23 protein-coding genes are annotated in these 22,525 nt (G+C 69.8%); 6 read left to right on the top strand and 17 right to left on the bottom strand.

Features of this window, described 5'->3' with window-relative positions:
- Window positions 1-4: 4 nt before the first annotated feature.
- Window positions 5-346 carry an ATP/GTP-binding protein gene (locus M8H82_RS20145; RefSeq protein ID WP_250076038.1) on the bottom strand — a complete coding sequence of 114 codons (342 nt, stop codon included), beginning with the start codon at window positions 344-346 and terminating at the stop codon, window positions 5-7.
- A 222-nt stretch (window positions 347-568) separates the two neighbouring features.
- Here M8H82_RS20145 and M8H82_RS20140 point away from each other — a divergent pair, with 222 nt between their 5' ends.
- Complete coding sequence (locus tag M8H82_RS20140; protein ID WP_250076037.1) at window positions 569-1,597, top strand: LLM class flavin-dependent oxidoreductase; 1,029 nt, start codon at window positions 569-571, stop codon at window positions 1,595-1,597.
- 83 nt (window positions 1,598-1,680) lie between these two features.
- Here the strand turns inward: M8H82_RS20140 and M8H82_RS20135 are convergent, their stop codons facing one another.
- Complete coding sequence (locus tag M8H82_RS20135) at window positions 1,681-2,073, bottom strand: SCO5389 family protein (protein ID WP_250076035.1); 393 nt, start codon at window positions 2,071-2,073, stop codon at window positions 1,681-1,683.
- Between the two features lie 298 nt (window positions 2,074-2,371).
- Between M8H82_RS20135 and nucS the strand changes: the two genes are divergently transcribed.
- A complete protein-coding gene (gene nucS / locus M8H82_RS20130) occupies window positions 2,372-3,043 on the top strand; it encodes an endonuclease NucS (protein ID WP_250076032.1) in 672 nt (223 codons plus the stop codon).
- Window positions 3,044-3,112: 69 nt separating this feature from the next.
- Here nucS and M8H82_RS20125 read toward each other — a convergent pair whose 3' ends face one another.
- The 3 genes from M8H82_RS20125 to M8H82_RS20115 all read right to left on the bottom strand — a co-directional run bounded on the left by M8H82_RS20125 (window position 3,113) and on the right by M8H82_RS20115 (window position 7,232).
- A complete protein-coding gene (locus M8H82_RS20125; protein WP_250076029.1) occupies window positions 3,113-5,656 on the bottom strand; it encodes an ATP-binding protein in 2,544 nt (847 codons plus the stop codon).
- 254 nt (window positions 5,657-5,910) lie between these two features.
- The gene (locus M8H82_RS20120) at window positions 5,911-6,234 is read right to left on the bottom strand and encodes an STAS domain-containing protein (protein ID WP_250076028.1); all 324 of its coding nucleotides are present in this window, start codon (window positions 6,232-6,234) and stop codon (window positions 5,911-5,913) included.
- Between the two features lie 149 nt (window positions 6,235-6,383).
- Window positions 6,384-7,232 carry a 3-hydroxyacyl-CoA dehydrogenase family protein gene (locus M8H82_RS20115; RefSeq protein ID WP_250076026.1) on the bottom strand — a complete coding sequence of 283 codons (849 nt, stop codon included), beginning with the start codon at window positions 7,230-7,232 and terminating at the stop codon, window positions 6,384-6,386.
- Window positions 7,233-7,408: 176 nt separating this feature from the next.
- Between M8H82_RS20115 and M8H82_RS20110 the strand changes: the two genes are divergently transcribed.
- Window positions 7,409-7,981: a cob(I)yrinic acid a,c-diamide adenosyltransferase gene (locus tag M8H82_RS20110; protein WP_250076024.1), complete on the top strand. Its 573-nt coding sequence runs from the start codon at window positions 7,409-7,411 to the stop codon at window positions 7,979-7,981.
- On the opposite strand, the gene M8H82_RS20105 is transcribed toward M8H82_RS20110, so the two are convergent.
- Window positions 7,898-8,515 carry a hypothetical protein gene (locus tag M8H82_RS20105; RefSeq protein WP_250076022.1) on the bottom strand — a complete coding sequence of 206 codons (618 nt, stop codon included), beginning with the start codon at window positions 8,513-8,515 and terminating at the stop codon, window positions 7,898-7,900. The two genes, M8H82_RS20110 and M8H82_RS20105, sit on opposite strands and share 84 nt — an antisense overlap.
- A 152-nt stretch (window positions 8,516-8,667) precedes the next feature.
- On the opposite strand from M8H82_RS20105, the gene M8H82_RS20100 reads away from it, so the two are divergent.
- The 3 genes from M8H82_RS20100 (at window position 8,668) to M8H82_RS20090 (ending at window position 12,454) form a co-directional block, all read left to right on the top strand.
- Entirely contained in the window at window positions 8,668-9,861 is a 1,194-nt protein-coding gene (locus M8H82_RS20100) for a sensor histidine kinase (protein WP_250076021.1), read from the top strand.
- Entirely contained in the window at window positions 9,858-10,499 is a 642-nt protein-coding gene (locus M8H82_RS20095) for a response regulator transcription factor (protein ID WP_250076018.1), read from the top strand. Before M8H82_RS20100 ends, M8H82_RS20095 begins: the two co-directional genes overlap by 4 nt.
- 125 nt (window positions 10,500-10,624) lie before the next feature.
- Entirely contained in the window at window positions 10,625-12,454 is a 1,830-nt protein-coding gene (locus tag M8H82_RS20090; RefSeq protein WP_250076013.1) for a glycoside hydrolase family 18 chitinase, read from the top strand.
- 30 nt (window positions 12,455-12,484) lie between these two features.
- On the opposite strand, the gene M8H82_RS20085 is transcribed toward M8H82_RS20090, so the two are convergent.
- From M8H82_RS20085 to M8H82_RS20035, 11 genes are all read right to left on the bottom strand, one after another.
- Window positions 12,485-12,931 (bottom strand): DUF2550 domain-containing protein, encoded by a 447-nt coding sequence (locus M8H82_RS20085; RefSeq protein ID WP_250076011.1) that lies wholly within the window; start codon window positions 12,929-12,931, stop codon window positions 12,485-12,487.
- A 144-nt stretch (window positions 12,932-13,075) separates the two neighbouring features.
- Window positions 13,076-13,450 carry a F0F1 ATP synthase subunit epsilon gene (locus M8H82_RS20080; RefSeq protein WP_250076009.1) on the bottom strand — a complete coding sequence of 125 codons (375 nt, stop codon included), beginning with the start codon at window positions 13,448-13,450 and terminating at the stop codon, window positions 13,076-13,078.
- A gap of 112 nt (window positions 13,451-13,562) precedes the next feature.
- Entirely contained in the window at window positions 13,563-14,999 is a 1,437-nt protein-coding gene (atpD, locus tag M8H82_RS20075) for a F0F1 ATP synthase subunit beta (RefSeq protein ID WP_250076007.1), read from the bottom strand.
- Complete coding sequence (locus tag M8H82_RS20070; protein ID WP_250076005.1) at window positions 15,000-15,917, bottom strand: F0F1 ATP synthase subunit gamma; 918 nt, start codon at window positions 15,915-15,917, stop codon at window positions 15,000-15,002.
- Window positions 15,918-15,938: 21 nt separating this feature from the next.
- On the bottom strand, window positions 15,939-17,528 hold the full coding sequence (gene atpA, locus M8H82_RS20065; RefSeq protein ID WP_250076003.1) for a F0F1 ATP synthase subunit alpha: 1,590 nt from the start codon (window positions 17,526-17,528) through the stop codon (window positions 15,939-15,941).
- A 124-nt stretch (window positions 17,529-17,652) separates the two neighbouring features.
- A complete protein-coding gene (locus M8H82_RS20060; RefSeq protein ID WP_250076001.1) occupies window positions 17,653-18,468 on the bottom strand; it encodes a F0F1 ATP synthase subunit delta in 816 nt (271 codons plus the stop codon).
- Window positions 18,465-19,013 (bottom strand): F0F1 ATP synthase subunit B, encoded by a 549-nt coding sequence (locus M8H82_RS20055; protein ID WP_250075999.1) that lies wholly within the window; start codon window positions 19,011-19,013, stop codon window positions 18,465-18,467. The genes M8H82_RS20060 and M8H82_RS20055 overlap by 4 nt, the downstream gene beginning before the upstream one ends.
- 38 nt (window positions 19,014-19,051) lie before the next feature.
- Window positions 19,052-19,294 (bottom strand): F0F1 ATP synthase subunit C, encoded by a 243-nt coding sequence (locus tag M8H82_RS20050; RefSeq protein ID WP_250075997.1) that lies wholly within the window; start codon window positions 19,292-19,294, stop codon window positions 19,052-19,054.
- A gap of 76 nt (window positions 19,295-19,370) precedes the next feature.
- Window positions 19,371-20,141, bottom strand: a complete 771-nt coding sequence (gene atpB / locus M8H82_RS20045) for a F0F1 ATP synthase subunit A (RefSeq protein WP_250076155.1) — start codon at window positions 20,139-20,141, stop codon at window positions 19,371-19,373.
- A 273-nt stretch (window positions 20,142-20,414) separates the two neighbouring features.
- Window positions 20,415-20,852, bottom strand: coding sequence for a hypothetical protein (locus tag M8H82_RS20040; protein WP_250075996.1), 438 nt, complete (start codon window positions 20,850-20,852; stop codon window positions 20,415-20,417).
- Window positions 20,853-21,149: 297 nt separating this feature from the next.
- A complete protein-coding gene (locus M8H82_RS20035) occupies window positions 21,150-22,484 on the bottom strand; it encodes an MraY family glycosyltransferase (RefSeq protein ID WP_250075994.1) in 1,335 nt (444 codons plus the stop codon).
- Window positions 22,485-22,525 lie beyond the last annotated feature (41 nt).

The following is a 22,525-nucleotide window of genomic DNA, read 5'->3' as shown; positions in this document are numbered from 1 at the left end:
TCCGCTAGAACCTCGGCGCGTTACGGGACCGCTGCACCCGCGTGGTGCGGCGGTCTCTGGCGTTCCAGCAGGACTTGTGCCAGTGCCTGCGGTCGTCGATGCCGACGTGCGCGGGCCACGCCACGAGGTGCGGGACGCCGTCCGGGATCAGCTGGTCGCAGCCGGGACAGCGGTACGCCTTGCCCTGCGCGCTGGCCCCCGCCACATGCCGTACGTTCCACTCCTCGCCCTGCCACTCCTCCGCGGCCTGCCAGCCGCCGTAGCGCCCCGGACGGTCGTCGTCGGCGCTCCGGCCGGACGGGGCGGAGGCACCGCCGGCCTTCGGACGGTTGCGACGCGGGGACACGGGACACCTCACGGGGCTATACAGGGACCAGGGGCCGTATCCAGCCTACGCGGCGCGCACGGGGGTACGCGTAGGCCGCCAATCCCCACAAGTCCCCTGCCGCGGCGCGTCATTCTGCAGACAATCCGCAAATCCCTCCGTCGAGCCGTGTCCTCGGCACGTGTCAGACGGTTATGCCGAGTGGGGGAGCTCCGCGTCGGAGCCAAGGAAGCAGGAAGAGCAATGCGCGTTGGAACTTTCGTGTTGGCGGCCCAGTTCCCGGGTCAGGGCCAGGGGGAGGCGCTGCACCGCGCGGTCCGCTCGGCCGAGGCCGCGGAGGAGGCGGGGCTCGACTCGGTCTGGCTGGCCGAGCACCACTTCGTGCCCTACGGCACCTGTCCGTCCGCGATCACCCTGGCCGCGCTGCTGCTCGGCCGTACCCGCCGGATCCGCGTCGGCACCGCGGTGAGCGTGCTGCCCACGACCCACCCGGTGGCCCTGGGCGAACAGGCCGCGCTGCTGCACCTGACGAGCGGCGGGCGCTTCTCCCTGGGCGTCGGGCGCGGCGGGCCCTGGGTCGACCTGGAGGTCTTCGGCTCGGGTCTGGAGGCCTACGAGTCGGGGTTCCCGGAATCACTCGATCTGCTGGTGCGCTGGCTGCGCGACCCGTCGGTCGCGGCGGCCGGGGACCGCTACTCCTTCCGCGAGGTCCCGGTCGTCCCGCGTCCCTCGGAGTCCCTGTCGGGCGAGCCCGGCCCCGAGGTCGTGCTCGCCTGTACGTCACCCCGCAGCGTGCGGCTCGCGGCCGAGCGCGGGCTGCCGATGCTGCTCGGGATGCACGTGGGCGACGAGGAGAAGGCGGAGATGGTCGCCCTGTGGCGGAAGCACGCACGCGCGGCCGGGCGGACGCCGGAGGAGATCCGGGCCGCGTCCCATGTCTCGGCCGGCGTCTGCCAGATCGCCGACCGGCGCACGGACGCGGCGGAGACCCTGCTGAAGGCGATGCCGGGCTGGCTGAAGCAGGGGCTGGAGGCCCATGTCACGGTGGACGGCCGCCATCGGGCGATGCGGGACCCGCTGGCGTACACCGAACTGCTCTGCGGGCTGCACCCGGTGGGCACTCCCCGGCTGTGCGCCGACCGGCTGGCCGCGACCAGCGAGCGGACCGGCATCTCCCGCTTCGCCCTGCTCGTCGAGGGCTCCGGCGACCTCGCCGCCACGGAGGAGAACGTACGGCGACTGGGTGCCGAGGTGCTCCCGCACCTCGGCTGAACGGGCCTGTCCGGCCGGAGGCTTGCCGCCCCGTACTGAATGCACCTCCCGCGTACGGAGCGGCAAGCTGACGGCTCTCGGGCTCAGCAGTCCCGGAACTCCGGGGACTGGTTCAACAGCTGGTTGCGCACCGACGTGAAGCGGGCCAGCGTCTCGTCGACCGAGGAGTCGACCGGGAACACCGCCACCCGGTGGCAGTTCTGGAAGGCCAGCCGCACACCGAAGTGCCGCTGCAGCGCGCCGCGTATCGCGTCACTCGCAAGCGCACGCAGCAGCTGGCCACGCGCCTGCTCGTCCGGCGGGGGCGTCTGGTTGTCGGCGAACTCTCCACCGTCGACCTTCAGCTGAGCCACCAGGGAGCTGATCATCTCCCACGCGTAGGGCAGGGAGGTCCGGACGCAGTCGACGAAGGCGGCTTCGTCGACCTCGCCTCGCTCGGCCTGTTCCAGTAGGGCCGGTGAGACGTCGAGCGACATGAGTTCTCCTCTCGCACCCCCGAGCAACAGGGGTTGCCGGACAGGGACGGGAGTTCACGTCTCGAACACGCTGCGTGCACGGTCCGCGACCTCCCGTTTACTACCGTAGGCAACAGACCGTGACGGCACCAGAAGAATGCGTACATGGACAACTCCCGGTGGGCACACAATCGGCCACAACCGAACAGGGGTCTTCCAGAAGAAAAGGGGCGGCCCGCAGGGACCCGGTCAAGGGTGGTGGCGGGAGACGGGTGGGCGAATCGCGTGCACCTACGACCGTCGAGTAGCGTTGCCGACCATGCGTCTCGTCATTGCCCGATGCTCCGTCGACTACGCGGGCCGGCTCACCGCCCACCTCCCGTCCGCACCCCGTCTGATCCTCGTGAAGGCGGACGGCAGTGTGTCCATCCACGCGGACGACCGGGCCTACAAGCCCCTGAACTGGATGTCCCCGCCGTGCTCGTTGAAGGAGGGCGCGGGTGACGAGGACGGCGTGTGGACCGTCACCAACAAGGCGGGCGAGAAGCTCATCATCACGATGGAGGAGATCCTCCACGACTCCTCGCACGAACTCGGCGTCGATCCCGGCCTGATCAAGGACGGCGTGGAAGCACACCTTCAGGAACTCCTCGCCGACCGCATCGAAACCCTCGGCGAGGGCTACACGCTGATCCGGCGCGAGTACATGACGGCCATCGGTCCGGTGGACATCCTGTGCCGGGACGCGGACGGGCAGACCGTCGCGGTGGAGATCAAGCGCCGGGGCGAGATCGACGGCGTGGAACAGCTCACGCGCTACCTGGAACTGCTGAACCGCGACCCCCACCTGGCCCCGGTGAAGGGCATCTTCGCGGCCCAGGAGATCAAGCCCCAGGCCCGGGTCCTCGCGACGGACCGGGGCATCGGCTGCGCGGTCCTCGACTACGACGCGCTGCGCGGCATCGAGGACGACAAACTGCGGCTGTTCTGAGCCGCGGGCCTACGACGCCGAAGGCCGGGTCCGTGCAGCGGACCCGGCCTTCCTGTGCCGTGCGCGGCCTCAGATGACGTCGGCCGAGGTGCTGGGGCTCTCGGGCGCACCGGCCGAGCTGCTCGCCTCCGCCGGGGCGCTGGAGGTGGCGGGACCGCTGGCCGAGTCGGAGGTGGAGGGTGTCGTGGACGGCTCGGTCTCGGTCGGGGTGGGAGTAGGCGTCGGAGACGTCGGGGTCGGTGTCGGAGTCGGGGTCGGCGTGGGCGACGTCGGCGGCTTCGTGGTCGACGGCGGCTTCGTCGACGAACTCGGCGGCTTGCTCGGGGTCTTGGTCGGGTCCCCGCCCGGATCCTCGGTGCCGCTCGGGTCGTCCGACGGCTCCGCCGTCCGCGTGGGCGTCGGGTCGTCGGAGGTGCCGTACGTGCCGTCGGGGCCCGGGTCCGTCGGGCGGCTCGTCGCCGTGCCCGTGTCGCCGGAGCCCTCGCCGTCGTCCGCCTCGTCCGCGCCGAGGCTGCCGTCACCGGCGCCCTGGCTGGCCGAGGGGTTGACGCCCACCTGGTCGGAGGGGGTGGCGCCGTCACCGTCGGAGGTGGCGCCGAGGGTCACCACGGTGCCCAGGACGGCGACCAGCAGCGCGCCCGCGCCCGCCGCCACGAGGTTCCGCTTGGCGAGGCCCTTCAGACCGCCTCCGGCCTTGCGCGAGGGCGCCGGACCCGGGGTGCGGTGGATGACGAGGGACGGATCGCCGGAGGGCGGCTGCAGCGCCGGGAAGGCCGCCGGGGTGCCGCCGGGCGGCGACTGCGACTCCTCGTAGCGCGCGCCCGACACCTCCTCGCCCGCCGTCGCGCCGGCCGCGGCCGCCACGATGCCGACGCCCGGGGTGTCGCCGGTGCGGTCGGCGACCAGCGCCAGGGCCCGGCGGCCCGCGACGGTGCCCCGCTTGTCGGCGAGGGCGCCCCGCAGCCCGAGGGAGGCCTCCAGCTCCGCACGGGCCCGGTCGTACTGTCCGCCGCAGAGCGCGAGGATGCCCAGCTCATGGTGGAAATAGGCTTGTTCACCCACGTCCCCGGCGAGCCGCGCCGCCTCCGCGCCGGACCTGAGCGTCCGCTCCCAGGCGCTCCAGTGCAGTCCCGCGGCGAACGCGGGAGCGGCCGTACGGGCGAGCAGGACGGCCGGGCTCTCCTCCCCCTCCTCCAGGGGCGCGGTGGTGGCCGGCACCAGCACGCTCAGCGCGGCGAGCAGGGCGTCCGCCTCCGCGCACACCCGCTCCGGGGTGACCGAGGGATGCCCGGCCCACCAGGCGTAGTGCCGGGCGGCGGCCAGGGCACCGGCCTCGGCGTCGTCGGCGTATCCGGCGGCGGCCAGCTGGGTGCGTACGCCCGCCGCGAGGCGGTAGCGGGCGCCGACCGGCGAGACCAGACCGCACGCGGCCAGCTCGCCGAGGGCGGCGTCCGCGTGGGTGTCGTCGACCAGGGCGGGCAGATGGGCCTGATCCGGCACCTCCCCGCCGAGCGCGACGGCGATGCGCAGCGTGGCGCGGGCGGAGGCGCTGAGCCGGGAGGCGAGCAGCGGGGCGGGCGCGGCCGCCTCACCGAGCGCCGGCAGGGGTATCTCGACGCCGTCGTCGGCGCCGAGGGACGGGTCGAAGGGCGCGTCGGCGGGCAGCGCGTCCTCGAAGACGCCGTACTCGTCGACGGCGCCGGCCCCGGCCCGCTGCTGGTCGCGCTGCCGCAGCAGGGCGCCGGCCTGGACGAACCGCAGGGGCAGGCCCTCGGACTCGAACCAGAGGTCGCCCGCCCAGTTCGCCTCGTCCTCGGTCAGCGCACGGCCGACGGCGCACTCCAGCAGTTCCAGACCCGTGTCGCGCTCCAGCCCGCCGAGGAAGACCTCTTCGAGCGCGGAGTCGGCGGACGGGGCCGGGACCTCGGGCGTGGCCGCGATCAGGAACGCGCACTCGGGTGTGGCGTCGAGCAGTTCGTCGAGGGCGGCGCCGCCGATCTCGATGTCGTCGAGGACGACGACCGCTCCGATCTCACCGACGCAGGCGAGCAGTTCGTCCCGATCCGGGCGGTGCAGGGGTGCGTCGTAGACGGCGTAGAGCAGGTCGTACAGCAGATCGCTCGCCGTGCGGTGGAAGCCGCTCAGGCGCACCACGCCGTCGGGGGCCAGGTCCGCGCAGTCCTCGGCGACGATGTCGAGCAGGCTGGTGCGGCCCGATCCGGCGGGGCCGGTCAGACGGACGGAACGGCCGCGCGCGAGCAGTCGGACGAGCCGTTCGCGCTCCTCCTGGCGGGCCAGCAGGGGAAGCTCCGGCCGGGACGGTCCGGGCGGCACCGGCGGCCTGGCCGCGCGGTCGGCCTCGGCGCGGGCGGCCGCCGTGAGCTTGGCGGGCCTGGTGGGCCGCTCGCCGGGCGGGCAGGCCTCGATCTCGCTGCCGTCGACCGGATTGACGGTGACCAGGAAGTCGCCCGAGACGAGCCGGACGGTACGGGCCAGCGCGGGCGCGTGCTGGCCGAAGTCGGGTGTGAGGGGGTCCCTGGGCGGGCGCTGACGCGGCGCGTTGGCGTCGTCGTCGTGGCCGTACTCCTCAGGTCCCCGGCTGTTCGGGTCCATAGGTTTCAAGCCCCCCAAAAGCGTCGTGTGCCGAAGCCCCTCCCGGCCTTGCTGCACACCGCGCTGTCGCTTCTGGTCCGGGCCCGCTCGAAGGGTTGTCACGCAGCGGGCGACCGAACCCTAAACCTTCGCACAGTATCTACGACAGGCCGGGGTACCGCGCCGCCCGAGACGTCACAGGTTCATGAGGATTGCGCCCGTGATGCGCTTCGCGACCGGAACGTCCGGCCGCTGCTCCCCACCCGTGCCGGTCGTCACACGCGCGGCAGTGACTCCACCCCGATGCCGCCCTCGATGGCCAGGATCCGGTGCAGCCGGGTGGCCACCAGCAGGCGTTGCATCTGCGGCGGCACACCGCGCAGCACCAGGCGTCTGCCGCAGCGGCCGGCGCGCCGGTGCGCTCCCATGATCACTCCCAGGCCGGTGGCGTCCCAGGAGTCCAGCTCGGACAGGTCCAGCACCAGATCGCCGACTCCGTCGTCGACGGCCTCGTGCAGGACCGTACGGGCGTCCGCCGCGCTGCGGACGTCGAGGCGGCCCCCGACGACCAGCTCGGCGTGGTCGCCCCTGATGTGCATAGCGCTCCCCTAGGCGTGCGTCTCGTGCTCCGCGATGTGTGTCCGGTGATGCAACCTCTGACGGCGGGAAGCGGTCAGAGGTTGCCGTCTGTAAGCGAACCGATACCGAATTCACCCCGGGGAGTGATGCTCCTGGGGCGTGTGCGGATTCAGTGCTTGTAGAAGCCCTGCCCGCTCTTGCGCCCGATGTCACCGGCGTCAACCATCCGGCGCATCAGCTCCGGCGGAGCGAACTTCTCGTCCTGGGACTCGGTGTAGATGTTGCTGGTGGCGTGCAGCAGGATGTCGACGCCGGTGAGGTCCGCCGTGGCGAGCGGGCCCATGGCGTGGCCGAAGCCCAGCTTGCAGGCGAGGTCGATGTCCTCGGCGGTCGCCACGCCCGACTCGTAGAGCTTGGCCGCCTCGACGACGAGCGCCGAGATGAGCCGGGTGGTCACGAAGCCCGCCACGTCCCGGTTCACGACGATGCAGGTCTTGCCGACGGACTCGGCGAACTCCCGCGCGGTGGCGAGGGTTTCATCGCTGGTCTTGTAGCCGCGCACCAGCTCGCACAGCTGCATCATCGGGACCGGTGAGAAGAAGTGGGTCCCGACCACGCGCTCGGGGCGCTCCGTCACGGCCGCGATCTTGGTGATCGGGATGGCGGAGGTGTTGGAGGCGAGCACGGCGTCCTCGCGCACGATCTTGTCGAGCGTCCGGAAGATCTCGTGCTTGACCTCGAGCTTCTCGAAGACGGCCTCGACGACGATGTCGGCGTCCGCGGCGGCGTCCAGATCGGTCGTGGTGGTGATCCGGCCGAGGGCGGCGTCGGCGTCGTGCGCCTCCATCCGGCCCTTGCTCACGAACTTGTCGTACGAGGCCTTGATGCCGTCGGTGCCGCGCTTCAGGGCCTCGTCGGTGACGTCGCGCAGAACGACGTCCCAGCCGGCCTGCGCGGAGACCTGGGCGATTCCGGAACCCATCAAGCCGGCGCCGATGACGGCAAGCTTCCGTGCCACTGTGCGACTCCCCATTACACGCTGTTTAAGTGCCTCTCGGCCGGACCCTAGCGGGAGTGAGGCGGTGTGTGACCGGTTAGTAACGCGAGTCACGTCTCATCTGACGGACATCACACCGGCCCGGCTCATTGCGGGCCCCGTACGGCGTAGTTGGCCCCCGCGACTACGCTGGCCGCATGGTCAATCTGACGCGTATCTACACCAGGACCGGCGACCAGGGCAGCACCGCTCTCGGCGACATGAGCCGGGTCGCCAAGACGGATCTGCGGATCTCGGCGTACGCCGACGCCAATGAGGCGAACGCGGTCATCGGGACGGCGATCGCGCTGGGCGGCCTCGACGAGGAGGTCGTCAAGGTCCTCACCCGGGTGCAGAACGACCTGTTCGACGTGGGCGCGGACCTGTCGACGCCGGTGGTGGAGAACCCGGAGTTCCCGCCGCTGCGGGTGGAGCAGTTCTACATCGACAAGCTGGAGGCCGACTGCGACCGCTTCAACGAGCGGCTGGAGAAGCTGCGGTCCTTCATCCTCCCCGGCGGCACCCCGGGCGCGGCCCTGCTCCACCAGGCCTGCACGGTGGTACGCCGGGCCGAGCGGTCCACGTGGGCCGCGATGGAGGTCCACGCACAGGTCATGAATCCGCTCACCGCGACCTACCTCAACCGGCTATCGGACCTGCTCTTCATTCTGGCGCGCACGGCGAACATCGGCGTCGGTGACGTGCTCTGGGTCCCTGGCGGGGAGCGCTGACGCGGGTTCCTTGCGGGGGAAGACCGTGTAGGAGAGGGCGATCAGGCCGTAGATGCCGACCGTGCGGATCGCCACCCACTGGAAGGACCGCAGGGAGCTGACGTCGCCGTCCTCGCCGACGTACCAGACGGCGAGCTGGAGCAGAGCGAGGGCGACCGCTCCCCCGAACACCGCGCGCAGCCACAGCTTCGCCTCGTGGGCGGCGCGGGCGCGGCCGTAGCGCGGGGGCTTCGGCGGCCGGGGGGCGCCGGCCAGGCGGTGGGCGGCGTGGCCGTCGAGCCAGCGGATCGTGTAGTGGCCGAAGGCGACGGTGTAGCCGATGTAGAGCGCCGCCAGTCCGTGCTCCCAGCTCGGCTCGGCGCCGTTCTTCAGGTCGATCGCCGTGGCGACGAACAGGACCAGCTCCAGCACCGGCTCGCACAGCAGCAGCACCACGCTGGTCCGGCGCCACTTCAGCAGATAGCGGACGGCCAGGCCCAGCGCCAGCAGCACCCAGAAGCCGACCTCACAGGCGATGATCAATCCGACGATCACGGAACGCTCCTCTCGGTCACCCTTCCAGGCTCCCGGCCCGGGGCGCCGCTTTCGTCGTCGGCGGTGACGAACCGCCCGTACATCGAAAGATGCAGCGCGGGACCCTCCCGGGGCATCAGGCGGCGTGACCGCGGGCCGTGTTGGATGGGTGCATGGCCGTACCGCTCCCCCGCCCGCACCCGGACGACGTGCGCATCGCCGTCGCCGGGCTGCTCGGCGGACTGCTCATCTGGGGCGTCGGGCTCGGCACCCGCACGGCGGACGACCCGATCGTGCTGTGGGAGGGGCGCTGGCCCGTCCTGGTGCCGCTCGCCGTCATGGCCGCCTGCGAGCTGCTGCGCCGCACCCGCCCCCGTACGGGTGTGATCGTCGGCACGGCCGCGCTGACCGCGGACGTCGTCACCCAGGGCAACCTGGTCACGGTCGTGATGTTCACGGACCTCATCTACGCGGCCGTCCTGTACGGCCCGCCCGGCACCGCCCGCCGGGTGCCCTGGATCACCGGTCTGCTGACGGTGGCCGGCACGGTGGTGCCCCTGGCCGTGTGGCAGGAGCCGGAGGCGCTGCTGATCGGGGTGGTCATCGGCCTGGTGGCGTTCACGCCCGCCGCCACCGGCTGGATCGTGCGCAACCACCGCGACGCCGCCGAGGCCGCCCGGCTGCACGCCGAACAGACCGCGCTGCTCGCCGAGATGGACCGCGCCCAGGCGGTCACCGCCGAACGCGCCCGGATGGCCCGGGAACTGCACGACATGGTCGCCAACCACCTGTCCGCCATCGCCATCCACTCCACCGCCGCGCTCTCCCTGGACGACCCGAAGACCTCCCAGGACGCCCTGGCGGTCATCCGGGAGAACAGCGTCGAGGGGCTCGCCGAGATGCGCCGGCTCATCGGCATCCTGCGCGACAGCAGCGGCGACCTGGAACCGGCGGCTGCCCCGACGCTGGACGGACTGACCGCGCTCGTGGAGGGCGCCCGCACCAACGGCCTCGACGTCACCCTCGGCGCCGCGCACGGCCGGCTGCCCGCCCCCGTCGAACTCGCCGCCTACCGCATCGTCCAGGAGTCCCTCACCAACGCCCTCAAGCACGCCTCCCCCGGCCGGGTCTCGGTGACGCTCGCCCAGCGCGACGGCGTCCTCGGCATCCGCGTGACCAGTCCCCACGGCGACCGTGGCGGCCCGCGCGCTCCCGGTTCCGGCGCCGGTCTGGTCGGGATGCGGGAGCGGGCCGCGCTGCTCGGCGGGAGCTTCGAGGCAGCCCCCGAGGACGCGCCCGACGGCCGGATCTGGGCCGTGCACGCCACGCTTCCCGTGACCGACCACCCGCAAGGAGACCCCGAATGATCCGCGTCCTCGTCGCCGAGGACCAGTCCGCCGTCCGTGCCGGGCTCGTCCTGATTCTGCGCAGCGCGCCCGACATCGAGGTGGTCGGTGAGGCGGCGGACGGCGAGCAGGCGGTGGCGCTGGCCCGGGAGCTCCGTCCCGACCTGGTGCTGATGGACGTACAGATGCCGCGTCTGGACGGGGTGTCGGCCACCCGGGAGGTCGTCGGGGAGGGGCTCGCGGACGTGCTCGTGCTGACCACCTTCGACCTCGACGAGTACGTGTTCGGGGCGCTGCGGGCCGGGGCGTCCGGGTTCCTGCTGAAGAACACCGACGCCAGGGATCTGCTGGAGGCGGTGCGGACGGTCGCGCGGGGCGAGGGGATCGTCGCCCCGGCCGTCACCCGGCGGCTGATCGCGGAGTTCGCCGCCAAGCCGGTACGGGAGCCGAAGGTCGATCCGGCGGTGCTCGACGCGCTGACCCGGCGTGAGCGCGAGGTGTTGTCGTGCCTCGGCGAAGGGCTGTCCAACGCGGACATCGCGCACCGGCTGGACATGGCCGAGGCGACGGTGAAGACGCACGTCAGCCGGTTGCTGGGGAAGCTGGAGCTGCGCAGCCGGGTGCAAGCGGCGGTGCTGGCGCAGGAGTTGGGGTTGTAAGGGCGTCTGTCCCGAACTGGTCTGGACCTATTGACCTGTGGTCCAGACCTTTCTATTCTCGCGGCACCGTGGGCGTGAAGGCTCAGCGCGCCCATCACCCTCTTACCCAGACAGGGAGGCGCAGCATGCGCTTCAGACACAGAGTTGCGGCAGGGTTCGCGACGCTGTTGCTCCCCTTCGCCGGCCTGGTCGGACTCGCCAGCCCGGCGCAGGCGGCCACCGAGGCCACCGCCACCTACTCCAAGCCCCAGGACTGGGGCACCGGCTTCGAGGGCAAGTGGACGGTGAAGAACACCGGCACCACGACCATCACCTCCTGGACCGTCGAGTGGGACTTCCCCTCCGGCACCACGGCCGGCTCCGCCTGGGACGCCGACGTCACCTCCTCCGGCAACCACTGGACCGCCAAGAACAAGTCCTGGAACGGCACCCTCGCCCCCGGCGCCTCCGTCTCCTTCGGCTTCAACGGCACCGGCTCCGGCTCGCCGACCAACTGCAAGCTCAACGGCGGCAGTTGTGACGGAGGCCCGACGGTCCCCGGCGACGCGGCACCCTCCGCCCCGGGCACCCCGACCGCCTCCGACATCACCAACACCTCGGTGAAGCTCGCCTGGAGCGCGGCCACCGACGACAAGGGCATCAAGAACTACGACGTCCTGCGCGGCGGCACCAAGGTCGCCACGGTCACCGGCACCACGTACACGGACACCGGCCTGACCGCCGGCACCGACTACTCCTACAGCGTGCAGGCCCGGGACACCGCCGACCAGACCGGCCCGGTCAGCGGCGCCCGCGCGGTGCGCACCACGGGCGGCACCACCGACCCCGACCCGCAGCCCGGCTCCAAGATCAACCTCGGCTACTTCACCGAGTGGGGCGTCTACGGCCGCAACTACCACGTCAAGAACCTGGTGACGTCGGGCTCCGCCGCCAAGATCACGCACATCAACTACGCCTTCGGCAACGTCAAGGAAGGCAAGTGCGTCCTGGACGACGCCTACGCCGCCACCGACAAGGCGTACACCGCCGACCAGTCCGTCAGCGGCGTCGCCGACACCTGGGACCAGCCGCTGCGCGGCAACTTCAACCAGCTGCGCCAGCTGAAGGCCAAGTACCCGCACATCAAGGTGCTGTACTCCTTCGGCGGCTGGACCTACTCCGGCGGCTTCGGCCAGGCCGCGCAGAACGCCGCCGCGTTCGCCAAGTCCTGCAAGGCCGTCGTGGAGGACCCGCGCTGGGCCGATGTCTTCGACGGCATCGACATCGACTGGGAGTACCCGAACGCCTGCGGTCTGACCTGTGACACCTCGGGCCCGGCGGCCTTCAAGAACCTCTCCCAGGCTCTTCGTGCCGAGTTCGGCTCCAACTACCTGATCACCGCGGCGATCACCGCCGACGCCTCCAGCGGCGGCAAGATCGACGCGGCCGACTACGGCGGCGCCGCGCAGTACCTCGACTGGTACAACGTGATGACGTACGACTACTTCGGCGCCTGGGACAAGACCGGCCCCACCGCCCCGCACTCCCCGCTCACCTCGTACAGCGGCATCCCGAAGGCGGGCTTCACCTCCGCCGACGCGATAGCCAAGCTCAAGGCCAAGGGCGTCCCCGCAGCCAAGCTGCTGCTCGGCATCGGCTTCTACGGCCGCGGCTGGACCGGCGTCACCCAGTCCGCCCCCGGCGGCACGGCGACGGGCGCGGCACCCGGCACCTACGAGGCGGGTATCGAGGACTACAAGGTGCTCAAGAACTCCTGCCCGGCCACGGGCACGGTCGGCGGCACCGCGTACGCCCACTGCGGCACCAACTGGTGGTCCTACGACACCCCGGCCACCATCGGAACCAAGATGGCCTGGGCCAAGAGTCAGGGCCTGGGCGGTGCCTTCTTCTGGGAGTTCTCCGGCGACACCGGCAACGGTGAGCTGGTGAGCGCGATCAACAACGGGCTGAAGTAACGATCACCCGAAGATCACCCGAGAGATCACCTAGGCGACATTGACGCGCTGACCGGGCGGGGCTGCTTCCAGCCACGCGAGGAAACCGGTCAGCGCGTCTTCGCTCATCGCGAGCTCCAGCCGCGTGCCCCGGTGCATACAGGTCAGGATGACGGCGTCGGAGAGCAGCGCCAGCTCCTCCTCGCCCTCGGGCAGCCGGCGGCCGGCGACCTCGATCGCGGCGCGCTCCAGGATGCGGCGCGGGCGGTAGGCGTAGGAGAAGACCCGGTACCACTCGATGCGGTCGCCGTTGTAGCGGGCGACGCCGTAGGACCAGCCCTTGCCGCTGGTGTCGGTCTTCTCCGGGGTGTCCCAGCGCAGCGAGCAGTCGAAGGTGCCGCCGGACCGCTGGATGAGCCTGCGGCGCAGCCCGAAGACGAACAGTCCCAGCGCCACGAGGGCCACGACGATTCCGCACACAGTCAGAGCGAGGACCATCGACACCGACCTCCTCGTCTCCTAGGTACCTTCAAATCAGGTAACGGAACGGAAAAAACATCCATATCTGCCTCAGCCGCGGCAGGCACCGGATCGCTCCGGTCCCAGCCGCGGCTGAGTGACGTCACCAGGGGCGCGCTGGGGTCAGCGCGCCGCCGCGGTGCGCAGGCGGACATCGGCGCGCCGCTCGGCGAGGGCATCGCCCTCCGCCTTCGCGCGCTCCAGCTCCTGCTCCGCGCGCTGGACATCGATCTCGTCCGACAGCTCGGCGATCTCGGCCAGCAGCGACAGCTTGTCGTCCGCGAACGAGATGAAACCGCCGTGCACCGCGGCGACGACCGTTCCACCTTCACTCGTACGGATGGTCACCGGGCCCGACTCCAGCACACCGAGCAGCGGCTGGTGACCGGGCATGACGCCGATGTCGCCGGACGTGGTGCGCGCGACGACCAGGGTGGCCTGGCCCGACCAGACCTCACGGTCGGCGGCGACCAGCGCGACGTGCAGCTCAGCAGCCAAGGGTGGCTCCTCGGGTCACCACCCGGCGGTTGTGCCGGGTGTTGGTTACAAGTCTAGTGGGCGTGACGGAGGGGGCGGGACGTGCCCCGCCCCCTCCGCAAGAGCGCGAGGCTCAGGAGACGCCCAGCTCCTTCGCGTTCTTCTTCAGGTCCTCAAGACCACCGCACATGAAGAACGCCTGCTCCGGGAAGTGGTCGTACTCGCCGTCGCAGATCGCGTTGAAGGCCGTGATCGACTCGTCCAGCGGGACGTCCGACCCGTCGACGCCGGTGAACTGCTTGGCGACGTGGGTGTTCTGGGACAGGAAGCGCTCCACGCGACGGGCACGGTGGACGACGAGCTTGTCCTCCTCGCCGAGCTCGTCGATACCGAGGATCGCGATGATGTCCTGGAGGTCCTTGTACTTCTGCAGGATCGTCTTGACGCGCATGGCGGCGTCGTAGTGCTCCTGCGCGATGTAGCGCGGGTCCAGGATGCGGGACGTGGAGTCCAGCGGGTCCACGGCCGGGTAGATGCCCTTCTCGGAGATCGGACGGGAGAGAACCGTCGTCGCGTCGAGGTGGGCGAACGTGGTGGCCGGGGCCGGGTCGGTCAGGTCGTCCGCGGGGACGTAGATCGCCTGCATCGAGGTGATCGAGTGACCACGGGTCGAGGTGATGCGCTCCTGGAGGAGACCCATCTCGTCGGCCAGGTTCGGCTGGTAACCCACCGCGGAGGGCATCCGGCCGAGCAGGGTCGACACCTCGGAACCGGCCTGGGTGAAGCGGAAGATGTTGTCGATGAAGAACAGCACGTCCTGCTTCTGCACATCGCGGAAGTACTCCGCCATGGTCAGACCGGCCAGGGCCACGCGCAGACGGGTGCCCGGGGGCTCGTCCATCTGACCGAAGACCAGCGCGGTCTTGTCGATGACGCCGGACTCCGACATCTCCTCGATCAGGTCGTTGCCCTCACGGGTGCGCTCACCGACACCGGCGAACACCGACACACCGTCGTGGTTGTTGGCGACGCGGTAGATCATCTCCTGGATGAGCACCGTCTTGCCGACGCCGGCACCACCGAACAGGCCGATCTTTCCACCCTTGACGTACGGGGTGAGAAGGTCGATGACCTTGACGCCGGTCTCGAACATCTCGGTCTTCGACTCGAGCTCGTCGAAGTTCGGCGCCTTGCGGTGGATGGTCCAGCGCTCACCGTCGTAGGTCTCGTCGACGTTCAGCACCTCACCGAGGGTGTTGAACACCTTGCCCTTGGTGAAGTCGCCGACCGGGACGCTGATGCCCGTTCCGGTGTCGGTGACGGCGGCCTGGCGGACCAGACCGTCGGTGGGCTGCATGGAGATGGTGCGCACCAGGCCGTCACCCAGGTGCTGGGCGACCTCCAGGGTCAGCGTCTTCAACTCGCCGGCGTTGGCCGGGTCGGCCACCTCGACGTGAAGGGCGTTGTAAATCTCGGGCATCGCGTCGACGGGGAACTCCACGTCGACGACCGGGCCGATGACCCGGGCGACGCGGCCCGTGGCAGCGGCCGTCTCAACTGTCGTCGTCATTTACCTGTCACTCCCCGCGCTCGCGTCGGCCAGGGCTGCGGAGCCACCGACGATCTCGCTGATTTCCTGGGTGATTTCGGCCTGGCGGGCCGCGTTCGCAAGCCGGGAGAGCGTCTCGATGAGCTCTCCGGCGTTGTCGGTGGCCGACTTCATCGCACGCCGCGTGGCGGCGTGCTTGGAGGCGGCCGACTGGAGAAGCGCGTTGTAGACGCGGCTCTCCACGTAGCGCGGCAGCAGGGCGTCGAGGACGTCCTCCGCCGACGGCTCGAAGTCGTACAGCGGGAGGATCTCGCCCTTCGGCGCGGCCTCCTGCGCGACTTCTTCGAGGCTGAGCGGCAGCAGACGGTCGTCGAGCGCCGTCTGCGTCATCATCGAGACGAACTCGGTGAAGACGATGTGGAGCTCGTCCACCCCGCCCTCGGCCGTGTCCTGCTGGATGGCCTCGATGAGCGGCGCCGCGACCTTCTTGGCGTCCGCGTACGTCGGCTCGTCCGTGAACCCGGTCCACGACTCCGAGACCTTGCGCTCACGGAAGTTGTAGTGCGCCAGACCACGCCGGCCGACGATGTACGTGTCGACCTGCTTGCCCTCGCGCTCCAGGCGCTCGGTCAGCAGCTCCGCCGCCTTGATGGCGTTGGAGTTGAAGGCACCGGCGAGACCACGGTCGCTCGTCAGGAGCAGCACCGCCGACCGCGTGACCGTCTCGGCCTGGGTGGTCAGCGGGTGCTTGGTGTTCGAGCCGGTACCGACCGCCGTGACCGCGCGGGTCAGTTCCTTCGCGTACGGCGTGGAGGCCGCCACCTTGCGCTGCGCCTTGACGACGCGCGAGGCGGCGATCATCTCCATCGCCTTCGTGATCTTCTTGGTCGCGGTGACGGATCGGATGCGACGCTTGTAGACCCGGAGCTGGGCTCCCATGAGTCAGGTCCCTTCCCTACGTCACTTGGCCGCGGCCGGAGCGTCCTCGCCGAGAAGCCTGCCGTCCGAGGTCTCGAACTGCTTCTTGAAGTCGGCGATCGCGTCGGCAACAGCGGTGAGGGTGTCGTCCGAGAGCTTGCCGCCCTCCCTGATGGAGGTCATGAGGCCCTGCTCCTTGCGGTGCAGGTACTCCAGCAGCTCCTTCTCGAAGCGGCGGATGTCGGCGACCGGCACCTCGTCCATCTTGCCGGTGGTGCCCGCCCACACGGAGACGACCTGGTCCTCGGTGGACATGGGCTGGTACTGAGCCTGCTTCAGCAGCTCGACCATGCGCTGACCGCGCTCCAGCTGCGCCTTCGACGCGGCGTCCAGGTCGGAACCGAAGGCGGCGAACGCCTCCAGCTCACGGAACTGGGCGAGGTCCACGCGCAGACGGCCGGACACCTGCTTCATCGCCTTGTGCTGCGCGGAACCACCGACTCGGGAGACGGAGATACCGACGTTCAGCGCGGGGCGCTGACCGGCGTTGAACAGGTCCGACTCCAGGAAGCACTGGCCGTCGGTGATGGAGATGACGTTGGTCGGGATGAACGCCGAGACGTCGTTGGCCTTGGTCTCGACGATCGGCAGACCGGTCATCGAACCGGCGCCCATCTCGTCGGAGAGCTTCGCGCAGCGCTCCAGCAGACGGGAGTGCAGGTAGAAGACGTCACCCGGGTAGGCCTCACGGCCCGGCGGACGGCGCAGCAGCAGCGACACGGCACGGTAGGCATCCGCCTGCTTCGACAGGTCGTCGAAGATGATGAGGACGTGCTTGCCCTCGTACATCCACTGCTGACCGATGGCCGAGCCGGTGTACGGCGCCAGGTACTTGAAGCCGGCCGGGTCGGACGCCGGGGCGGCGACGATGGTCGTGTACTCCAGCGCGCCGTTCTCCTCCAGCGCGCGGCGGACCGACGCGATCGTCGAGCCCTTCTGGCCGATGGCGACGTAGATGCAGCGGACCTGCTTCTTCGGGTCGCCCGAGCGCCAGTTGTCGCGCTGGTTGATGATCGTGTCGACGGCCAGGGCGGTCTTGCCGGTCTGGCGGTCGCCGATGATCAGCTGACGCTGACCGCGGCCGATCGGGGTCATCGCGTCGACGGCCTTGTAGCCGGTCTCCATCGGCTCGTGCACCGACTTACGGGCCATGACGCCCGGGGCCTGCAGCTCGAGGGCGCGTCGGCCGCTGGTCTCGATCTCGCCGAGGCCGTCGATCGGGTTGCCGAGGGGGTCGACGACACGGCCGAGGTAGCCCTCGCCGACGGCCACGGAGAGGACCTCACCGGTACGGGAGACCGGCTGCCCCTCCTCGATGCCGCTGAACTCACCGAGGACGATGGCGCCGATCTCGCGCTCTTCCAGGTTGAGCGCGAGGCCGAGGGTGCCGTCCTCGAACTTCAGCAGTTCGTTGGCCATGGCCGAGGGAAGACCCTCGACCTTCGCGATGCCGTCGCCGGCAAGGGTGACCGTACCGACCTCCTCGCGCGAGGCCGCGTCCGGCTTGTACGACTGGACGAAGGTCTCCAGTGCGTCCCGGATCTCCTCCGGCCGGATCGTGAGCTCCGCCATCTGGGTTCCCTGCTCTCCTTGTTGGGCCCGAAGTTTCACTTTGGGGGTCTGGGGGCGACCCCCAGGATTCTTCTGTACGGCCCAACCAGGGCCGTCGTAAGTACGTACTGCTATGAAGTTGCTGCTAGCTCGCCAGTCGGCGGCCGGCGTCCTCGATGCGGTCCGCGAGGGAGCCGTTGATGACCTCGTCACCGACCTGCACCCGGATCCCGCCGAGGACCGCGGGGTCCACGTCGAGGTTGAGGTGCATCCGGCGGCCGTAGAGCTTCGCCAGCGCGGCGCCGAGGCGCTGCTTCTGGCCGTCGCTCAGCGGTACCGCCGAGGTGACGACGGCGACCATGCGGTCCCGGCGGTCGGCGGCGAGCTTGGACAGGGACTCGAGGCCCGTCTCCAGGCTACGTCCACGCGGCGCGGTCACAAGGCGCGTCACCAGACGCTCGGTGGTCGCATCGGCCCGTCCGCCGAGCAGGCTGCGCAGCAGCTCGCTCTTGGCCGAACCGGTGGCCGCACGGTTGGTCAGCGCGGCACGCAGCTCGGTGCTGGAGGAGACGATCCGGCCGAACCGGAAGAGCTCGTCCTCGACGTTGTCGAGGGTGCCCGTCCGCTGTGCGGCGGTGAGGTCGGCGGTGTTCGCCAGCTGCTCCAGCGCGTCCACCAGGTCGCGGGACTGCGACCAGCGGGAGCGCACCAGACCGGCCAGCAGGTCGGCGGCCTCGCCGCTGACCTGGCCGCCGAGCAGCCGCCGGGCCAGCTCGGCCTTGGCCTCACCGGCCTGCGCCGGGTCGGTGAGGACCCGACGCAGCGACACCTCGCGGTCGAGCAGCGCGGTGACGGCCGCCAGCTCGCCGGCGAGCTGCGCCGCATCCACGGACGTGTTGTCCGTCAGCGCGTCGAGACGCTCACGTGCGGCTGCCAGGGCCTCGCGGCTCGCTCCGTTCATCGCGTGGCCTCGGCCTTCTCCTCGAGCTCGTCGAGGAAGCGGTCGATGACACGGCTCTGGCGGGCGTGGTCCTCGAGGGACTCGCCGACGAGCTTGCCGGCCAGGTCGGTGGCGAGCTTGCCGACGTCCTGGCGCAGCGCGGAAGCGGCGGCCTTGCGGTCGGCGTCGAGCTGGGAGTGACCCGCGGCGACGATCTCCTCGCGCTGCCGCTGGCCTTCCGCACGCATCTCGGCGATGAGCGCGGCACCCTGCTCCTGCGCCTCCTGGCGCAGACGCGCGGCCTCGTGCCGGGCCTCGGCGAGCTGTGCCTTGTACTGCTCAAGGACGCTCTGGGCCTCGACCTTCATGGCCTCGGCCTCTTCGATACCGCCTTCGATCGCCGCGCGGCGCTCCTCCAGAACCTTGTTGATGTTCGGAAGCAGCTTCTTCCAGAAGAAGAAGAACACGATGGCGAAGGCGATGGTGCCGACGAGCAGCTCGGGGCCGGGCGGGATGAGCGGGTTCTGCTCTTCCTCGGCCGCCAGCTGTACCAGGTTGGCGATCACATCAGTGCCTTTCGTCGATTCGTGTCAGTAAGGGTTGATCACTTACCGAACACGAACGGCATAACGATGCCGATGAGGGCGAGAGCCTCACAGAAGGCGAAGCCCAGGATCTGGTTGGCGCGGATCAGACCGGCAGCCTCGGGCTGACGGGCGAGGGCCTGCGTGCCGTTACCGAAGATGATGCCGACGCCGACGCCGGGGCCGATCGCGGCCAGGCCGTAGCCGATGGAGCCGAGGGAGCCGGTGACGCCTTCGGCGGCGAGGGTCTGGAGAGCGGACATGCCGGTTCTTCCTTCTCTGTTACGGACCGGTGGGGGTTGGCCACCGGACGACTCGGGTGGTGCGGGCAGGTGGTGCTCAGTGGTGCTCGGCGAGAGCGCCCTGAATGTACGAGCAGGCAAGGAGCACGAAGACGTACGCCTGGACCGCCTGCACGAAAAGCTCGAAGAGGATCATGATGATGGTCATCACGAAGGAGACGCCGGCCGCCGGGATCATCCAGCTGTTCAGCAGGTACCAGGAGGCGACGGTGAACATGACCAGCATCAGGTGACCGGCGAACATGTTCGCGAACAGTCGGACCGCGTGCGTGAACGGGCGGACCAGGACGTTCGAGAAGAACTCGATGACGACGACGAGCGGCAGGACCGCGCCGAGCTCCTTGTCGTAACCGGTGAGGTTCTTCAGACCGCCGACGAAGCCGTGCCTCTTGAAGGTCAGCGACATCCACACGATGTAGACGATGAGCGCCAGCACGATCGGGTACGCGATGATCGACGACACCGGGAACTGGGCCAGCGGGATCACGGACCAGATGTTCATGATCCAGATGAAGAAGAACAGCGAGACCATCAGGGGGACGTACTTCTCGCCCTCCTTCTTGCCGAGGGTCTCGTAGACGATGCCGCGGCGCACGAAGTCGTAACCGGCTTCGCCGACCATCTGCAGCTTGCCCGGGACGACCTTGGCCTTGCCGAACGCAGCCCAGAAGAAGCTGACGACAAGGAGGGTGGTGATGAGCGCAAGCAGCATCACCTTGTTGAACTCGAACCCTCCTACCGTGGCGATCGGCTTGAAGAGGAACGAGTGCAGGCCCGGAGCCGGAAAACCACACCCGTTGTCGGACATGATCCGACAGCTCCAGTCAAAGGCGAGCTGGGTCTGGTCAGCACTCACCGCGGGCTCCTTCGGCGTGACGCATGGGTACGGCAACCTCGTTGTGTCGGCGCGGCGCGCAGCCGCGGGTCGGCACCGGACTGGTGTTACGGATGTGAGGGCGGCTCAGGGGCATCAAGCCTCGCGATCGAGCAGGCGTCAGCTCAGATGCCCGCGCCCGCGATGCCGCAGTTGGCACCGGACGATAGCAGGAGTTCCCCCGGGCCTTTATCGCGCCCCTACCCCTCACGACGACGGCCCGGTCTTCTCGGTCTTCTCACTCTTCGCGGAGTCCGGGTCGATGTAGAAGATCTTGGCCTTCATGTGCGCACGTGCCTGCGCGGCCATCCACACGACGGTTGCGACGACGAGCGAGATTGCGAACGCCTTCGCATTGAAGAGAGAGGTGTCCTGGAAGAGGGCGACGAAGATCAGGAGCAGCAGGAGCTGGGCGACGTAGAGCATCAGCCCCATGGCCTGGAACAGCTGCGGGAGCGTTTTTGCCGTCCACTGCAGAACGTACAGGCCGATTCCCATGAAGAGGATGGCCAGCAGTGTGCCGATACCCGCGCCCAGTGCACCCTTGCCGCCGGCGACCGCAGCGCTGACGGCGACGACAATCGCGCCGGCAGCCGCTGTGGGCACAGCGATCTGCAGCAGATTCCGGGCGTCATTGGACGGCATGGCGGCAACTCCGCTTTCGCAGGGGGCAGGGGTGTCGTCATGGACGAGCGTAGTCCCGGGCTGAGAGAGAACCTCACTCCGATGGACCGTCGCACTGCGGTCCTTCGGCTCTATCCGGGGTTCTCGTGAACCGTATCACAAACTATTTGATGAGGTCTTTACCTGCCGGGTGTGCTCGGTGTCACACATGAGAGTGACAGCGCGCGTATGTGCAGGCACAGCGCCTCTTTGTCTGATATTGGGGCGCTTCGTTCCCCCACGATTTGGCAATGCTCTAGTCAGATTCTTACCTTGCCGTCAGCGCGACGATCCGGCGTTCCGCCGGTCCAGGAAGCGCGAACGGGCGCCGAGAGCGGTCGCGCCGTTGACTCGCGCCGCCCCGGCCGCCACCGGAGTGCGGGGCTCCGCCTCGTCCTCGCCGCCCGGCGCCTGCGGGGTGGCCGCCGCCGGTTCCGACACGGCTGCCGGGCGCCGGTAGCGCGGCGGCACGAAGGCCTGGGCCCACCTCGGGGTGCGCGGCGTGAAGCGCGGCAGCAGGAGCAGGGCGAGGCCGATGGCGCTGAGGAACACGATGCCGAGGACGATCCACATGGACGCCGAGTTCACCGAGTAGGCCAGGGCGCCGAACGCGATCAGCGCCGACCAGAAGTACATGATCAGGACGGCCCGGCTGTGGGAGTGGCCGATCTCCAGCAGCCGGTGGTGCAGATGCCCCCGGTCCGCCGCGAACGGGGACTGGCCCCGCCAGGTGCGCCGCACGATCGCCAGCACCAGGTCGGCGGCCGGGATCGCGATGATGGTCAGCGGCAGCAGCAGCGGGATGTAGACCGGCACCGTCTGGTGCACGGCCGCCTTCTCGGAGCCGGCGAACAGCTTCAGCGCGTCCGGGTCGACCTGCCCGGTGATGGAGATGGCGCCCGCGGCGAGCACCAGGCCGATCAGCATCGACCCGGAGTCACCCATGAAGATCCGCGCCGGGTGCATGTTGTGCGGCAGGAAGCCCAGGCACATGCCCATCAGGATCGCCGAGAACAGGGTGGCCGGGGCGGCGGCCTCGATGCCGTACGACACCCAGACCCGGTAGGCGTAGAGGAAGAAGGCCGCCGACGCGATGCACACCATGCCGGCGGCGAGACCGTCGAGTCCGTCGACGAAGTTCACGGCGTTGATGGTGATGACGACCAGCGCGACCGTGAGCAGCGTGCCCTGCCACTGGGTCAGCGCGACCGAGCCGACGCCCGGGATGGGCAGCCACAGGATGGTCAGACCCTGCATGACCATGACGCCGGCGGCGATCATCTGGCCGCCCAGCTTGATCAGGGCGTCGATCTCGAACTTGTCGTCCAGCACCCCGATCAGCCAGATCAGCGCGGCGCCCGAGAGCAGCGCGCGCGGCTCGTTGGAGTTCTCGAAGACCGTGCTCAGGTTCGCCAGGTGGTCGGCGACCAGCAGGCCCGCGCACAGCCCGAAGAACATGGCGATACCGCCGAGCCGCGGAGTGGGTTCCCGGTGCACGTCACGTGCCCGGATCTCCGGCATCGCCCCGGCCACGATCGCGAACTTCCGCACCGGCCCTGTGAGCAGGTACGTCACCGCGGCCGTGATGCAGAGCGTCAGCAGGTATTCACGCACGGGCTTCCCCACAGGTCTCGCTGGCCATCTCAGCCCCACAC

Origin of the sequence: Streptomyces sp. YS415 (assembly GCF_023544665.1) — a bacterium.
In the GTDB taxonomy this organism is placed as follows: Bacteria; Actinomycetota; Actinomycetes; order Streptomycetales; family Streptomycetaceae; genus Streptomyces.
This window is presented reverse-complemented; position numbering and strand designations above follow the sequence as displayed.

Excerpts from the sequence above, each read along its gene's own strand:
- M8H82_RS20140 (WP_250076037.1), top strand. The coding sequence starts at position 569 with ATGCGCGTTGGAACTTTCGTGTTGGCGGCCCAGTTCCCGGGTCAGGGC.
- M8H82_RS20135 (WP_250076035.1), bottom strand. The coding sequence starts at position 2,073 with ATGTCGCTCGACGTCTCACCGGCCCTACTGGAACAGGCCGAGCGAGGC.
- nucS (WP_250076032.1), top strand. The coding sequence starts at position 2,372 with ATGCGTCTCGTCATTGCCCGATGCTCCGTCGACTACGCGGGCCGGCTC.
- M8H82_RS20125 (WP_250076029.1), bottom strand. The coding sequence starts at position 5,656 with ATGGACCCGAACAGCCGGGGACCTGAGGAGTACGGCCACGACGACGAC.
- M8H82_RS20120 (WP_250076028.1), bottom strand. The coding sequence starts at position 6,234 with ATGCACATCAGGGGCGACCACGCCGAGCTGGTCGTCGGGGGCCGCCTC.
- M8H82_RS20110 (WP_250076024.1), top strand. The coding sequence starts at position 7,409 with ATGGTCAATCTGACGCGTATCTACACCAGGACCGGCGACCAGGGCAGC.
- M8H82_RS20100 (WP_250076021.1), top strand. The coding sequence starts at position 8,668 with ATGGCCGTACCGCTCCCCCGCCCGCACCCGGACGACGTGCGCATCGCC.
- M8H82_RS20095 (WP_250076018.1), top strand. The coding sequence starts at position 9,858 with ATGATCCGCGTCCTCGTCGCCGAGGACCAGTCCGCCGTCCGTGCCGGG.
- M8H82_RS20090 (WP_250076013.1), top strand. The coding sequence starts at position 10,625 with ATGCGCTTCAGACACAGAGTTGCGGCAGGGTTCGCGACGCTGTTGCTC.
- M8H82_RS20085 (WP_250076011.1), bottom strand. The coding sequence starts at position 12,931 with ATGGTCCTCGCTCTGACTGTGTGCGGAATCGTCGTGGCCCTCGTGGCG.
- atpD (WP_250076007.1), bottom strand. The coding sequence starts at position 14,999 with ATGACGACGACAGTTGAGACGGCCGCTGCCACGGGCCGCGTCGCCCGG.
- M8H82_RS20070 (WP_250076005.1), bottom strand. The coding sequence starts at position 15,917 with ATGGGAGCCCAGCTCCGGGTCTACAAGCGTCGCATCCGATCCGTCACC.
- atpA (WP_250076003.1), bottom strand. The coding sequence starts at position 17,528 with ATGGCGGAGCTCACGATCCGGCCGGAGGAGATCCGGGACGCACTGGAG.
- M8H82_RS20060 (WP_250076001.1), bottom strand. The coding sequence starts at position 18,468 with ATGAACGGAGCGAGCCGCGAGGCCCTGGCAGCCGCACGTGAGCGTCTC.
- M8H82_RS20050 (WP_250075997.1), bottom strand. The coding sequence starts at position 19,294 with ATGTCCGCTCTCCAGACCCTCGCCGCCGAAGGCGTCACCGGCTCCCTC.
- atpB (WP_250076155.1), bottom strand. The coding sequence starts at position 20,141 with ATGTCCGACAACGGGTGTGGTTTTCCGGCTCCGGGCCTGCACTCGTTC.
- M8H82_RS20040 (WP_250075996.1), bottom strand. The coding sequence starts at position 20,852 with ATGCCGTCCAATGACGCCCGGAATCTGCTGCAGATCGCTGTGCCCACA.